This is a genomic window from Leclercia sp. TB492 (assembly GCF_049974505.2).
In the GTDB taxonomy this organism is placed as follows: Bacteria; Pseudomonadota; Gammaproteobacteria; order Enterobacterales; family Enterobacteriaceae; genus Enterobacter; species Enterobacter adecarboxylatus_C.
The window spans coordinates 3151845-3165914 of the sequence record NZ_CM127572.1 but is presented as its reverse complement, the minus strand read 5'-3'; the positions used below and the strand labels follow the sequence as shown (position 1 = coordinate 3165914).

At 56.6% G+C, this 14070-nt stretch carries 12 protein-coding genes; 4 read left to right on the top strand and 8 right to left on the bottom strand.

The window, feature by feature from the left end:
* Positions 1-8 precede the first annotated feature (8 nt).
* The 6 genes from ACP4QI_RS15000 to ACP4QI_RS14975 all read right to left on the bottom strand — a co-directional run bounded on the left by ACP4QI_RS15000 (position 9) and on the right by ACP4QI_RS14975 (position 7936).
* Positions 9-1814 carry an extracellular solute-binding protein gene (locus tag ACP4QI_RS15000; RefSeq protein ID WP_156264259.1) on the bottom strand — a complete coding sequence of 602 codons (1806 nt, stop codon included), beginning with the start codon at positions 1812-1814 and terminating at the stop codon, positions 9-11.
* A gap of 75 nt (positions 1815-1889) precedes the next feature.
* Positions 1890-3446, bottom strand: a complete 1557-nt coding sequence (locus ACP4QI_RS14995) for a cyclic di-GMP phosphodiesterase (RefSeq protein WP_426495228.1) — start codon at positions 3444-3446, stop codon at positions 1890-1892.
* A 181-nt stretch (positions 3447-3627) separates the two neighbouring features.
* Complete coding sequence (gene mepS / locus ACP4QI_RS14990; RefSeq protein WP_039031038.1) at positions 3628-4197, bottom strand: bifunctional murein DD-endopeptidase/murein LD-carboxypeptidase; 570 nt, start codon at positions 4195-4197, stop codon at positions 3628-3630.
* 426 nt (positions 4198-4623) lie between these two features.
* Positions 4624-5328, bottom strand: a complete 705-nt coding sequence (locus ACP4QI_RS14985) for a phosphatase PAP2 family protein (RefSeq protein ID WP_231600404.1) — start codon at positions 5326-5328, stop codon at positions 4624-4626.
* 33 nt (positions 5329-5361) lie between these two features.
* Complete coding sequence (locus tag ACP4QI_RS14980) at positions 5362-6348, bottom strand: CobW family GTP-binding protein (protein ID WP_142486496.1); 987 nt, start codon at positions 6346-6348, stop codon at positions 5362-5364.
* A gap of 121 nt (positions 6349-6469) precedes the next feature.
* Positions 6470-7936, bottom strand: a complete 1467-nt coding sequence (locus ACP4QI_RS14975; protein ID WP_426495229.1) for a mannitol dehydrogenase family protein — start codon at positions 7934-7936, stop codon at positions 6470-6472.
* A gap of 205 nt (positions 7937-8141) precedes the next feature.
* Here ACP4QI_RS14975 and uxuA point away from each other — a divergent pair, with 205 nt between their 5' ends.
* Complete coding sequence (gene uxuA, locus ACP4QI_RS14970) at positions 8142-9332, top strand: mannonate dehydratase (protein ID WP_426495230.1); 1191 nt, start codon at positions 8142-8144, stop codon at positions 9330-9332.
* A gap of 122 nt (positions 9333-9454) precedes the next feature.
* Here uxuA and yeiP read toward each other — a convergent pair whose 3' ends face one another.
* The gene (yeiP, locus tag ACP4QI_RS14965; RefSeq protein ID WP_014884579.1) at positions 9455-10027 is read right to left on the bottom strand and encodes an elongation factor P-like protein YeiP; all 573 of its coding nucleotides are present in this window, start codon (positions 10025-10027) and stop codon (positions 9455-9457) included.
* Positions 10028-10190: 163 nt separating this feature from the next.
* Here yeiP and ACP4QI_RS14960 point away from each other — a divergent pair, with 163 nt between their 5' ends.
* Positions 10191-10445, top strand: a complete 255-nt coding sequence (locus ACP4QI_RS14960; protein WP_142486493.1) for a YkgJ family cysteine cluster protein — start codon at positions 10191-10193, stop codon at positions 10443-10445.
* Here the strand turns inward: ACP4QI_RS14960 and setB are convergent.
* Positions 10442-11623 (bottom strand): sugar efflux transporter SetB, encoded by a 1182-nt coding sequence (gene setB, locus ACP4QI_RS14955; protein ID WP_156264252.1) that lies wholly within the window; start codon positions 11621-11623, stop codon positions 10442-10444. The two genes, ACP4QI_RS14960 and setB, sit on opposite strands and share 4 nt — an antisense overlap.
* Positions 11624-11991: 368 nt before the next feature.
* Here setB and fruB point away from each other — a divergent pair, with 368 nt between their 5' ends.
* Positions 11992-13122 carry a fused PTS fructose transporter subunit IIA/HPr protein gene (gene fruB, locus ACP4QI_RS14950; RefSeq protein ID WP_142486492.1) on the top strand — a complete coding sequence of 377 codons (1131 nt, stop codon included), beginning with the start codon at positions 11992-11994 and terminating at the stop codon, positions 13120-13122.
* On the top strand, positions 13122-14060 hold the full coding sequence (gene fruK, locus ACP4QI_RS14945; protein ID WP_142486491.1) for a 1-phosphofructokinase: 939 nt from the start codon (positions 13122-13124) through the stop codon (positions 14058-14060). The genes fruB and fruK overlap by 1 nt, the downstream gene beginning before the upstream one ends.
* Positions 14061-14070: the final 10 nt, after the last annotated feature.

Here is a 14070-nt window from a genome sequence, read left to right as displayed (position 1 = left end):
GCGTATCCTTAACGCCGTTCGGCGGGTAATTTCGCCGCTCTGTTAACGTCATACCACCAGTTTTCAAACCCGAGAGCATAGACCGGGCGCTGGGCAGGAAGGGCGAACTTATCCCAGCGGGCCACCCGGTCCTGGCCCATAAACCACATTGGCAGCATGTAATAGTTCCAGGTCAGGACCCGATCCAGCGCCCGCCCGAGGGGTAGCAGCTTCTCTTTATCGCCCTGCGCGGCAACGATCTGCGCAATCAGGGCATCGACCGCCGGGTTTTTCACCCCCGGCGCATTATAGGTTGAGTCAATGTATTCTGAGGACCATGAGATCTGCAGGTCAGTCCCGGGCCAGGGCATCGCCCGCCACAGGCGCGGCATCATATCGTAATCGCGGTTGCGCATCCGGTTGGTGGCTTGAGAATTATCCACCTGGCGGATGTTCATGGTAATGCCCAGCCGTTCAAGGTTGTGCTGGAACGGCAGCACCCACTGGTTATTGCCGCCGGAGGCCAACAGCAGTTCAAAGCTGAGCGGTTTACCGGTTTGCTTGTTGACCCGCTGCTTATTTTTGATTTCCCATCCGGCCTCATCCAGCAGCTGGCTGGCCTTCAGCAGGTTGTTGCGATCGTAGCCGTCGCCTCCAGAGACGGGAGGCCGGAAGACGCGGGTAAAGACCTCCGGTGGAATAGCGCTTTTCAACGGCGCGAGAAGCGTCAGTTCTGCGGCATCCGGATAGCCCTTCGCCGCATACTCCGTGTTCTGGAAATAGCTGTTAACCCTGCTGTATGCACCGTAGAACAGCGCCTTGTTCATCCACTCAAAATCAAAGGCGAGGGTAATGGCCTCGCGGACGCGGCGATCGCTGAATACCGGGCGCTGAATATTAAACGCCAGCCAGCGCGTGTCCTGAGCGGAGTCGTTTTTCAGCGCCTCTTTCACGATAAAGCCGCGGTCAAAGTTTTTCCCGGTGTAGCGCGTGGCCCAGTTTTTGGCGCTGCTTTCGACCCGCATATCAAAGGCACCCGCTTTAAAGGCTTCGAAGGCCACGTTGTCGTCCAGATAGTAGTCGTAGCGCAGGGTGTCAAAATTCCAGCGGCCCCGGTTCACCGGCAGATTGGCCGCCCAGTAATCTTTCACCCGGGAGTAGATCAGATACTGTCCCATCCGCCAGTGGGTAATGCGATACGGCCCACCCGCCAGCGGTGGGGTGGCGAGCGGATCGCTGAGCTTGTGGTCTTTCCAGAACTTTTCGGGCATCACCGGCAGGGTCAACAGGCTCAGCATGTCCTCTTTATTGGGTTTAGGCAGCGTGATGCGCACCGTCAGCGGGGCGATGGCCGTCACCGTCGCCCCTTTATAGACCAGCCGGAACTGCGGCACTCCTTCGGTCATAAATTTATGGAAGGTGAAGGCCACGTCGCTGGCCTTCACCGGCGTGCCGTCATGAAAGCGCGCCAGCGGGTTGATGGTCAGCTCCATCCAGGAAAAATCATCGGCGTAGCGTGCCTGTTCTGCCACCAGCGGATAGTAGCTGCCGGGCTCATCGTCAGAGGTGGTAAAGAGGGTATCGTAAAGGGCGTCGGTGCGCTCGGCCGCCACGCCGCGCAGGGCGTAGCGGTTGAAGTTGTCGAAGGTGCCAATGGCTGCAAGAGTAACGCTGCCCCCTTTGGGCGCGGCAGGGTTGACGTAGTCGTAGCGATCGAAATTGATGGCATATTTCGGCTCGCCAATCACCGCGAACGCGTAGCTCTCTTTGATGGTTTGCGCCTGGCCGAGTCCACTCATCATCGCCATCAGCAGCACTACTATGCGCACAATCATTCCGCTACGTTTTCCTCTTACAGTCTGGCCGGGCCGGATACCTGAATAATAAGTGACGTAGCGGTGGTTGGGAAATTATTCGCGGTCCAGGTGAACATCAGGCTGCCAGACCTGTAGCTGCTCCAGGCGCATCGGGCGGCTGATCCAGTAGCCCTGCAGCATATTGACGCCGTGATCGCGCAGCCACTTCGCCTGCTCGGGGGTCTCGACCCCTTCGGCGATGGTCACCATGTTGAGTCGTTGGGCGAGGGTCAGCACCGTATCCAGCACCGGGGAGGTGACGGTTTCCATGCCGATGGCGTTAACGAAGCCCCGATCGATTTTGAGATAGTCCATGGTAAAACGCTCAAGGTAGATCAGGGCGCTGTGCCCGGTGCCAAAGTCATCCACCGCGATTTCAAACCCTTCCAGGTGCAGCCACTCAAACAGCTTTGTTGCTTCCCGCTGATTCAGCATATCGCGCTCGGTAATTTCGAGCACAAGCTGGAAATGATCCGGTGGCAGCGAGGCGGCAAACTTACGCATATCGTCCTTGAAGCTGTCGGCGTGCAGGTGACCCGGGGAGATATTAATCCCCAGCTTCGAACCCGGGGGAAGGCGTTTTTTCAGCGCCGGGGCGTCGCGCAGGATCAGGTCGAAGAGATGCAGGGTCAGCGGCACAATTAATTTCTGCGCTTCCGCAAAGCTAATAAAGGCATCCGGCGGGATCTCGCCAGCGCCTGGATGGTGCCAGCGCATCAGCACCTCCACGCCGCCCATTTGCATGTTAGTCGCGTCCACGACCGGCTGATAGACGACGTAAAACTGATTCTGCTTAATGCCGGTGAGGATCTCTTTACGCGGGTTGGCGCGGTTCATCAGCCCGTAGAAACAGAGCACCCCAATGCTTGAGCCGCACATCAGACCAAACAGCAGCGCAAATTGCAGATCGGCCAGCGTCCAGGTTTCGGCGTACAGATGAATGGTGAGCGGTAGCCCCTCAATCTGGCTGGCGCGTGCAGGCTGTTCCTTCAGGTCCGAAACAGGGATTAACTGGTTTGAATAGGTCGAAAAAGCGGTCTTGCCGATAATAAGGGCAATACCGGCAAATTCATCCTGGCGGGCGGTATATAACAGATAGGGAGTCAGGTTGAGATTAATAGAGGTAAATACCCCGCCGTTATTCAACAGCGGATTTCGGTGCCATAACACAATGGCCGGTTTTTTCGGCATCATCGGGGTACCGGGCAGCAGGGCCATATCGACCTCTTTATCGACGTCGATATCCGGCACCAGATCGCTGAGCGGGACATGCATCGGCCCGGTTGCTGACGAGCAGAAGGCGATTTTATCTTTTACCAGCAGGAAGGCTCGGACGTTAAGGCTGAATGCGGCGCGGGAGGTTAATTCGGCGCTGACCTCGTGGCACTGGCTTAAGGTCAACGGCTGCAGTTCATCAACGGAGACGCGTAGCTCTTTGAAATAATCCGCAATGTAGTCATGGAGGTCGGTAATCAGGTTATCGAATTTCACTTCCCGTTTGTGATAACTGAAAAAAAACTGCATACCGCCGCAGAGCAGGGCGACAAGAAGACCGACAAGCACGCTGAGCATCAGCACTTTGCGGCGGGTTGATAAACGGCGGGTAAACATAAATGGTATCGGATCCTGATGTGCCGCCCGCGTTATCATGACGGCTAAACTCACGCAACTATCAGACTATAGCCTGGAACGACCAGACCTGATTTCAATGTTGAGGTACAAAAAAAAAGCACTGCATAAGCAGTGCTTTTTTACCATGCTGTCAGCCAAGGGAAACGGACAGCACAGGTGGTTAACTGCGAGTCAGTACACGACGCGCTTCATTGTAGCGCTTCTTCCAGTAGGGCTCGTTCATACTGGAGATCGTCACACCACTGCTGGTGGACGCGTGGACAAACTGGTCGTTACCAATATAGATGCCGACATGACGGCCGGTTGAACCCGCACGGAACAGAACTAAATCGCCGGTGCGTAAGCTGCTACGCGAAATCGATTTGCCCATTTCCTGTTGTTCATAGGTTGAACGCGGAAGTTCTAAACCAAACTGTTCGCGGAAAGTACGCTGTACGAAACCGGAACAATCAATCCCTTTACGTGTTTCGCCGCCAAGGCGATAGCGCACGCCTTTCCAGCTAGCATACTGGTCCATTAATCGGGATTTAATATCCAGATTGCTGACCATCTTTTCAAATTCATCCTGAGAAGCTTGCAGTGAAGAGGCGTCTTCCGACCCCACAACACGCGTCTCAGGATGCATATTCTTTGCGGTATTCGATGCGCTACAAGCTGAAAGCAGAACCGCTACTGCAATCGCCGGGATCACCCGTGAGAAGTATCTCAAAATCGGTTGAGATTTGACCATGTTGTTTATTATCCCTTGAAGTCCTTAACGACAAATATCGTTATAAAAAATGCCAAGCGAGACGAGACTAAATACCTGCGCACTATCAGACAATTCTTTATGGTCAAATCTGTGGCGAATCGCACAAATTTATTTACAACGATAATAATTGTAGCGCTGAGGTAAAACGAGTCTGAGAGTACCCGATCGGGCCAGCCATTGCGAGCAAAAATATCCAATTTTTTATAAGAAAATGTGATACCGAAATTTTGCTGCCGGGATAGCAATATCAGGGAGTAATTTAGGTTAAGGATTGTACAACGCGTTAATTTCTAACGTGATTAATATGACAGGAAGATGACAAGAGCGGGGAGAGCAAGCCGATAATCCATCAGGGATCGGCAATGATCCCTGATGAATACTGTTAATTTCGGTGAGTAACTTGTTTTAAGATTGTTGAATTACCCGGGGCAGGTAGCGATCAAAAAAGGTTATTAAGCGCTCACTCAATGGGGTCATCAGACACCATGGAAGCCCAATCAACGCCACCGAAAGGGATCCGACGGCAATATCGCTGAACCAGTGCGCGCCAATCATTACCCGTGGGAAAGAGAAAACCATAAAAATAATCAGGGCTAATGCGAAAGTCTTATGACCAAAATAGCGCCACATAAACGCGGTGAAAATAAGCAGCATCATCCCGTGATCGCCCGGGAAACTGTCCTTTGAGGCGTCTTTTGTCGAAATATGCAGCAATTCACTGACGCGGTAGATATCCGGGAAAAATAGCGTCGGACTCGCGCGTTTTACCGGAATAAGGGCCTGCGCCAGCTGGTTCAGAACCACCGCGGTCAGCAGCATCACCAGGCCGATCATCAGAATGCGTCGCCGTCCGGCAGCGCTTTCGTTGCGCCAGAAGGTGAGCATCAGGTAGCCCATCGCCAGCAGGGAGCAGACGTCAAAGGCGCGGTTGTTGGTGATCGCCACCAGCCACAGGAAGGCGCGACTCTCCACCAGCTGGTGGTTGAAGAAGTGAAATATCCCGCTGTCCAGCGGGAACCAGAAACCGTGGTTGGCCGGCAGATACCAGGATAAAAAGAGGGCCAGGCCAGCCAGGTTGAGTAATAAAATGGGTAATAGTCGGGTTTTCATTATCATGCCGTCAGCAGTTAAATCAGGGCAACGTTAGTTGCCCGAACTTAAACGAAGCTTCAACAAGCTCGACTGTAAGGCGTTCCAGTCGGTGTTAACCGCACTAATTAACTCTATTCGGCTATCCGGCGGCGCCACGCCCTGCGTCTCGATGTGAAAATCGGCCCCCTGACGATTGACCTGTAAGAGCCCCTCGGGAATACGCATTACCCCTTTCACGCGCTCAACCGGTGCCAGCCGCACCCACTCGAGCAAACCGATAGTGTCAAAGCAGGTGTCGGCGTCGAACACCCAGCCGCAGGCCTGATGCCCCTGGCCGCTGTTCAGGCTGCGACGCCAGCGCTGATGCGCAGGCAGGCTTAGCGCGGCCAGCCCCTGTTTTTCGCCGTGGCTGTGGGTATGGGCAGCGCTGGCGGGCAACGCATTCAGATTACGCCGCGGCAGGTCAAGCAAGGTATTGTCGATATTCCCCTGAGTGGTATACGCGAGCTGACGTTCACCGCCGAAGTGCTGCCACCAGATATCCAGCGCGGCGCGGCTTTCCGCGGTGGCACGATCCTCTTTATTGGCGATGATGACGTCGGCGGCGGCAAGCTGATCGCGGAAATTCTCGTTCTGGACATATTTCTCGTCCAGCAGCTGACGCGGGTCGAGCAGACACAGGGTAGCGCGCAAATCGATCCACGGCTCATAGACCGGGGCGGTGAGCAGGTCGAGGATCTGCTTCGGATGGCCCAGCCCGGTGGGTTCAATCAGCAGCCGGTCGGGCTTGCCCTGACGCAGCAGGGTGTTCAGCCCCACCTGCATCGGCAGGCCGTTCACGCAGCACATGCATCCCCCCGGGATCTCCTTCACCAGCGCCCCGTTATCGGCCAGCAGCGCGCCATCAATGCCGATCTCGCCAAACTCATTGACCAGTACGGCCCATTTTTCAGCAGGATCTTTATTCGCCAGCAGGTGCAGTATCGACGTGGTTTTCCCGCTGCCGAGAAAGCCAGTAATGAGATTGGTTTTAGTCACAGGTGCTCCAGGGATGATAAATGTGATGCTATAACAATTATCAGTAATCCTGACGCAAAAGAACAGCCATGGGAAGGGGGAGGGCGAACGGGAGGCTTCCCGCTCGCCTGAAACGCACCGGTTAAAACTGGAGCGTATCGATAATAGCCTGGCGCGCGCCCGTCTGGCGGATGCGCTGGTAAGCTGCGGTGACGGCCGCCACGAACTGCGGATCCTGCGGCAGGTCGGTGCCGAAAATTTCAGTGAGCGTCAGCAGGGCGACGACGCGCTCCTCTTCGCTGCTGGTTTCGACGATGGTGCGAATTTTATCGCTCAGCGGATCGCGGACATCAATGGTATGGCCCGCATCGTCCACGCCGCTAACATAGCGCATCCAGCCTGCCACACCGAGCGCCAGCAGCGGCCAGGCGGTGTCGCGCTGGCGGTGAAGACGAATACTCTTCAGCATGCGCTGAGGCAGTTTCTGGCTGCCGTCCATCGCAATCTGCCAGGTGCGGTGCTGCAGCGCCGGGTTGGCGAAGCGGTCAATCAGGCTGTCGGCGTAGGCGGTGAGATCCACCCCGGTGATGCGCAGCGTCGGGGCCTGTTCATCGAGCATCAGGCGGCGGGCAGCGTCACGCAGCGCGCTGTCCGCCATGCAGTCGTTGATATGGGCGAAACCGGCCAGATAGCCGAGATACGCCAGGAACGAATGGCTGCCGTTGAGCATGCGCAGCTTCATCTGCTCCCACGGCAGGACGTCCTGCACCATCTGTACTCCGGCTACTTCCCATTCCGGGCGGCCGGCGACAAAGTTGTCCTCGATCACCCACTGGATAAAGGGCTCGCAGCTGATGGCGCACGGATCCTCGACACCCACTTCACGGGCGATTTCTGCAAGAGAGTCGTCTGTGGCAGCGGGCACGATCCTGTCCACCATGGTGCCCGGGAAGCTGACGTTAGCGGCGATCCACTCCGCCAGCTCAGGCGAACGCTTGTGGGCCATGCCCAGCACCGCGTTTTTCACCACATGGCCGTTATCGGGAATATTATCGCAGGAAAGGACGCTGAACGGCGAAAGACCCCGCTCGAGACGGCGATGCAACGCTTCGACCAGGATCCCCGGCGCGGAGTGCGGTTCATCGGGATAGTCCAGATCGTGAATGATGCGTTCATTACGGGTATCCAGCTTGCCGGTGGCCGGATCGATGCAGTAGCCCTTTTCGGTAATGGTCAGGGAGACAATCGCCACCTGCGGCTCGCAAAACTTCTCAATAATTGCCGCCAGCGAATCCAGCTTTGCGTTCAGGCATTCATGCACCGCCCCCACGATAATCGGCTGATTACCTTCAGCGCCTTTTTCCAGCACCGTAAACAGATGATCCTGCGCGCGCAGCTGGCTCATCAGCGTATCGCCGCTAAACAGGCTAATCTCACATATCCCCCAGTCGCCGCCTTTGGCGTTCAGCACCCGATCGGTCAGGAGCGCCTGATGGGCGCGATGAAAGGCACCAAAGCCGAAATGGACGATACGGGAGCGTAACGCCTGACGATCGTACTGCGGCTGTAATACATTAGCGGGTAGCGTGGTGGAGGCAATTGTCTTCATGAAATACACACCTGATTAACCATTAATTAACAATGCCAGTGTAAAGTTATATGACAACAAATTGAATTGGTGAGCCGTAATTATCCGGGAACTGTGAGATGGATCAATCAATATAGCGAGACACGTTGACCTCTCTGGTCAGGCATGTATGGTAGTCGTCATCTCGATAGATAATATTGGTATAACAACTTTAGAGGGTGAATCAATGGAACAAACCTGGCGTTGGTATGGGCCGAAAGACCCGGTTTCTCTTGATGATGTGCGTCAGGCTGGCGCAAAGGGCGTCGTCACCGCACTGCACCATATTCCCAACGGTCAGGTGTGGCCGGTGGAAGAGATCAAAGCGCGTCAGGCGCTGCTGGCAGAGAAAGGGCTGACCTGGTCGGTGGTCGAAAGTATTCCGGTTCACGAAGAGATCAAAACCCACTCCGGTGATTACCAGACCTGGATTGCCAACTACCAGCAGAGTATCCGCAACCTGGCGGCCTGCGGTATTGATACCGTGTGCTACAACTTTATGCCAATCCTCGACTGGACGCGTACCGACCTCGAGTACGAAATGCCGGATGGCTCAAAAGCGCTGCGCTTTGACCAGATCGCTTTTGCCGCCTTCGAGCTGCACATCCTGAAGCGCGAAGGCGCAGCGGCAGATTACACCGCACAAGAGCAGCAGCAGGCGCAGGAATGGTTCAACAACGCCAGCGATGCCGAGATTGAAAAACTGACCCGCAACATTATCGCCGGCCTGCCGGGTGCGGAAGAGGGTTATACCCTCGACCAGTTCCGCGCGCGTCTGGCGGAGTATGGCAACATCGATAAAGCCCAGCTGCGGGAAAACATGGCCGTCTTCCTGCGCGCTATCGTGCCGGTGGCGGAAGAGGTGGGCGTGCGTCTGGCGGTCCACCCGGACGATCCACCGCGTCCGATCCTCGGCCTGCCGCGTATCGTCTCCACCATTGAGGATATGCAGTGGCTGAAAGAGACGGTCGACAGCATCTATAACGGCTTCACGATGTGTACCGGTTCCTACGGCGTGCGTGCCGATAACGACCTGGTGCAGATGATCGAGACCTTCGGCGACCGGATCCACTTCACCCACCTGCGCGCCACCTGCCGGGAAGATAACCCGAAAACCTTCCACGAAGCGGCGCATCTTGGCGGCGACGTGAACATGGTGGCGGTGGTCGATGCGATTCTGGGTGAAGAGCAGCGTCGCAAGCGGGCGGGCGATCTGCGTCCGATTCCGTTCCGCCCGGATCACGGGCACCAGATGCTGGACGATCTGCGTAAGAAAACCAACCCGGGTTATTCCGCGATTGGGCGTCTGAAAGGGATGGCGGAAGTGCGCGGCGTAGAGCTGGCGTTGAAGATGACGAAGTATCCAGAACTCCTGTAGGTTCAGCTGCCGGGTGGCGGCTTCAGCCTTACCCGGCCTGGAACAGCACGAATAAAAAAACCGGCTCAATGGCCGGTTTTTTGTAGGCCCGGTAAGCGCAGCGCCACCGGGCAAATGCCACATTAGTCAGCACGACCCATATAGCGTTTTTCTTCGATATGGATGCGGATTTTCTCGCCTGCGGAGAGGTATTCCGGCACCTGTACGACCAGACCGGTGGTCAGGGTCGCCGGTTTGTTACGCGCGGAAGCGGACGCACCTTTGATGCCCGGTGCCGTTTCCACGATCTCCAGATCGACGGTCTGCGGCAGCTCCAGCGCCAGCAGGACGCCGTCCCAGGTCAGGACCTGCATATCCGGCATCCCGCCTTCCGGGATAAAAAGCAGCTCTTCTTCAATCTGATCTTTGGTGAAGATGTACGGGGTGTAGTCTTCTTTATCCATAAAGACGTATTCGTTGCCGTCAACGTAGGAGAAATCGACATAGCGACGGGTCAGGGTAACGGTATCCACGATATCGTCGCCTTTGAAACGCTCTTCAACTTTCAGACCGGTACGCACATCAGCAAAACGCATTTTGTACAGCGTTGCTGCGCCACGGGCGCTTGGTGCCTGAATATCGATGTCTTTCACAATCAGCAGCTTGCCGTTGTAATTCAGCACCATACCTTTCTTAATTTCGTTCGCTCTTGGCATTGCAGTCATCCTGTTTACGGGAAGGTCAAAAATATCGCGTCAAAGTACTCGCGCGCGGCATTTCAGGCAAGTGGATTTCGTGGCTTTTGCTATCAATACGCAAAAGGTGTTACTGTGCGCGTCACGCCCGCGGGAGCGGCTTTCTTTCAGGTAAAGTACGTTTATGGATTGCCGTCCGGACTGCGGCGCATGTTGCACTGCGCCTTCCATCTCCAGCCCCATTCCCGGGATGCCCAACGGCAAGCCTGCCAATACGCCTTGCGTCCAGCTGGACGCACAGCAGCGCTGCAAAATCTTCGGCTCGAGCTTGCGGCCCAAAGTCTGTGCCGGGCTCCAGCCTTCGCTCGAGATGTGCAGCACCTCGCGCGGGCAGGCCATGACCTGGCTGCTCGAACTCGAGGCGCTCACCGCGCCTTAAATGTCCTTAATGCGCGTCAGGCAGAGCGTGGTGAGGATGCACATCCCCAGCGCAATCCAGAATACTGCGTGATAGCTCCAGAACTCGGCCACCACCCCGGCCACAGAACCGGCGATAATCCAGCCCACACGGGTGGTATTGGTGTACAGCGTCGTCGCGGCACCCGCCTGGCCCGGCATCAGATCCTGGAAGTAGAGCATGCCGATCCCGGCGAGAATGCCAATATAAATGGCGTTCAGCAGCTGTAATCCCAGCAGCACCACCGGTGAGTGAGCGGTAAGCATTCCGACGTAAAACAGCAGGCCCGCGACGGCGGCAACGCGCATCAGGAAACGTTTACCGAAGCGTTTTGCGTAGTAGCCCGCAATCAGCATCGTAGGGATCTCCAGCCCGGCGGCGGTTCCCATCATTACCCCCGCCAGCTTCTCGGACAGATGCAGCTCATTAATGATAAACAGCGGCATATTGATGATGTACAGGCTGTTGGTGCCCCACATTAAGGTGCAAACCGTAAACAGCAGCAGGGCATCGCGCCGGTTGCGGCGAGGGGATTCCAGCACTCCGGTCGCCAGCTTCGGCTCTTTGCGCATCGTCGGCAGGAAAAACCACACCATCGCGCCACAGACCACAAAGGCCACGGCGGCGCTGAGATACATCGCCGTGAAACCAAACCCCATCGCCAGGGCGTAGGCCAGCGGCGGCCCGACCACCCATGCCAGGGAGACCTGGGCGCGCAGGATCGAGCTGAACATCACCGCCTCGCGGCCGGTATGGTCGGCATGCTCCCGGGCGAGGGCGAACAGCTGGGGGTTGGCGGTGGAGCCGAAGCTGCTGAGAAACACGCCGACAAACAACAACACGAAATAGTTACGGTTCCAGGCGAACAGCAGGCAGGCAAACACGCCCATCAGGCAGCAAAAGACGATCAGAGATTTGCGGTCGCCTTTCTTGTCCGAACGCCCGGCCAGAAACTGGCTGACCAGGATGCCGATGATGGCGCTTCCGGTAAAGAAGAAACCGACCATGGCCGGACGGGCATGAACCTCGTTAGTAAGGAACAGGCTCAGGGTTGGCGTTTGTAACGCACCGGCAATCCCGGTAAGGAAGGCAACAATCAAAAACGCCGATGAGGTCAAATCAAATGACTTTGGCGAGGCGGCGGCGGGGGTCGTGTGCATGTTTCTGTATCAGTGATATGAAGAGAGGCGGAGTGTACGCCGCTTGTCAGAAAATAGACAGCGCGCAAGGCCACTCACCCCACGAAAAATCAAAATCCCCTTTCAGATTGTTATATGCGTTTGCTGAAGTAGCTGAAACACAGCGGTGAAATTCAAAACAGATAAGAAAAAATGCTTTGTCTGGCAATAAAATGTGCTGCACATCTAAATTTTGTATGCTGAATTGTAACTTTACTTGCAAGCTTTTGTAGAAAGAGCAAGACTTCTTGAAACGTTTCAGCGCTATCGGGTACCTCTGATTCAACCGGAATAGCGTATTTTTTTTCATGTTAGCTGAAACGATTCAATTTCAGCAGGAGTGGAGAACCATGTTCCAGTTATCCGTGCAGGACATTCATCCCGGCGAACAGGCCGGTACTAAAGAAGAGGCCATCCGGCAGATCGCCGCCGCGCTGGTGCAGGCGGGCAACGTCGCCAACGGCTACGTTGACGGCATGCTGGCGCGCGAGCTACAGACCTCAACCTTCCTTGGCAATGGCATCGCCATTCCGCATGGCACCACAGATACCCGCGACCAGGTGCTGAAAACCGGCGTTCAGGTCTATCAGTTCCCGCAGGGCGTACTCTGGGGCGAAGGCCAGGTGGCTTATGTCGCCATCGGGATTGCCGCCAGCAGCGATGAACACCTCGGCCTGCTGCGTCAGCTGACGCACGTCCTGAGCGACGACGCGGTGGCTGAACAGCTGAAATCCGCCACCACTGCCGAAGAGCTGCGCGCGCTGCTGATGGGTGAAAAGCAGAGCGAAGCCCTGAAGCTGGATAACGACACGCTGACCCTCGACGTAGTGGCATCCGATCTGGTGACCCTGCAGGCGCTGAACGCCGGTCGCCTGAAAGAGGCCGGTGCGGTGGATACCGCCTTCGTGGCCCACGCCGTTAACGATAAGCCGCTGAACCTTGGTCAGGGCGTCTGGCTGAACGACTGTGCTGAAGGCAACCTGCGCAGCGCTATCGCGGTCAGCCGTGCGGCCACCGCTTTTGACACCGCCGGGGAAACCACGGCCCTGCTGGTCACCGTCGCCATGGCGGATGACCAGCCGGTTGAGGTGCTGAAGCGCCTCGGCGATCTGCTGCTGAACAAAAAAGCTGAACAACTGCTGAAAGCCGATGCCGCAACCCTGCTGGCGCTGCTGACCAGCGACGATGTGAATACCGATGAACTGCTGAGCGCCGAATTTGTGGTGCGTAACGAACATGGTCTGCACGCTCGTCCGGGCACCATGCTGGTCAATACCATTAAGCAGTTCAACAGCGACGTCACCGTCACCAACCTCGACGGCAGTGGCAAACCGGCCAACGGTCGCAGCCTGATGAAGGTTGTCGCGCTGGGCGTGAAAAAAGGCCATCGCCTGCGTTTTACCGCGCAGGGTGCAGATGCTGAACAGGCGCTGAAAGCGATTGGCGAGGCCATCGCGGCCGGTCTGGGGGAGGGCGCATAATGAGCAGACGTGTTGCCACCATTACGCTGAACCCGGCTTACGACCTCGTGGGCTTTTGCCCGGAAATTGAACGCGGCGAAGTTAACCTCGTGCGTACCACTGGCCTGCACGCGGCAGGTAAAGGGATTAACGTTGCGAAAGTGCTGAAGGATCTCGGGATCGACGTCACCGTCGGCGGCTTCCTCGGCAAAGATAACCAGGATGGTTTCCAGCAGCTGTTCAGCGAGCTGGGGATCGCCAACCGTTTTCAGGTGGTGCAGGGCCGTACCCGCATCAACGTGAAAATGACCGAAAAAGATGGCGAAGTGACCGACCTGAACTTCTCCGGTTTTGAAGTCACCCAGGCCGACTGGGAGCGTTTTGTGAATGACTCCCTGACCTGGCTGGGTCAGTTCGACATGGTCTGCGTCAGCGGCAGCCTGCCGTCCGGCGTCAGCCCGGAAGCCTTTACCGACTGGATGACGCGCCTGCGCAGCCAGTGCCCATGCATCATCTTTGACAGCAGCCGCGATGCGCTGGTAGCGGGTCTGAAAGCCGCGCCGTGGCTGGTGAAACCGAATCGTCGCGAACTTGAGATCTGGGCTGGCCGTAAGCTGCCAGACTTAAAGGATGTCATTGATGCCGCCCATGCCTTACGTGAGCAAGGTATCGCGCATGTGGTGATCTCGCTGGGTGCAGAGGGCGCGCTGTGGGTTAACGCCTCCGGCGAATGGATCGCCAAACCGCCGTCGATGGAAGTGGTCAGCACCGTGGGTGCAGGCGATTCGATGGTGGGCGGGTTGATTTACGGCCTGCTGATGCGTGAATCCAGTGAACACACGTTACGTCTTGCCACCGCCGTTGCTGCCCTGGCCGTCAGCCAGAGCAATGTCGGGATCACCGATCGTACCCAGTTAGCCGCGATGATGGCGCGCGTTGACTTGAAACCCTTTAACTGACAGCAGGAGA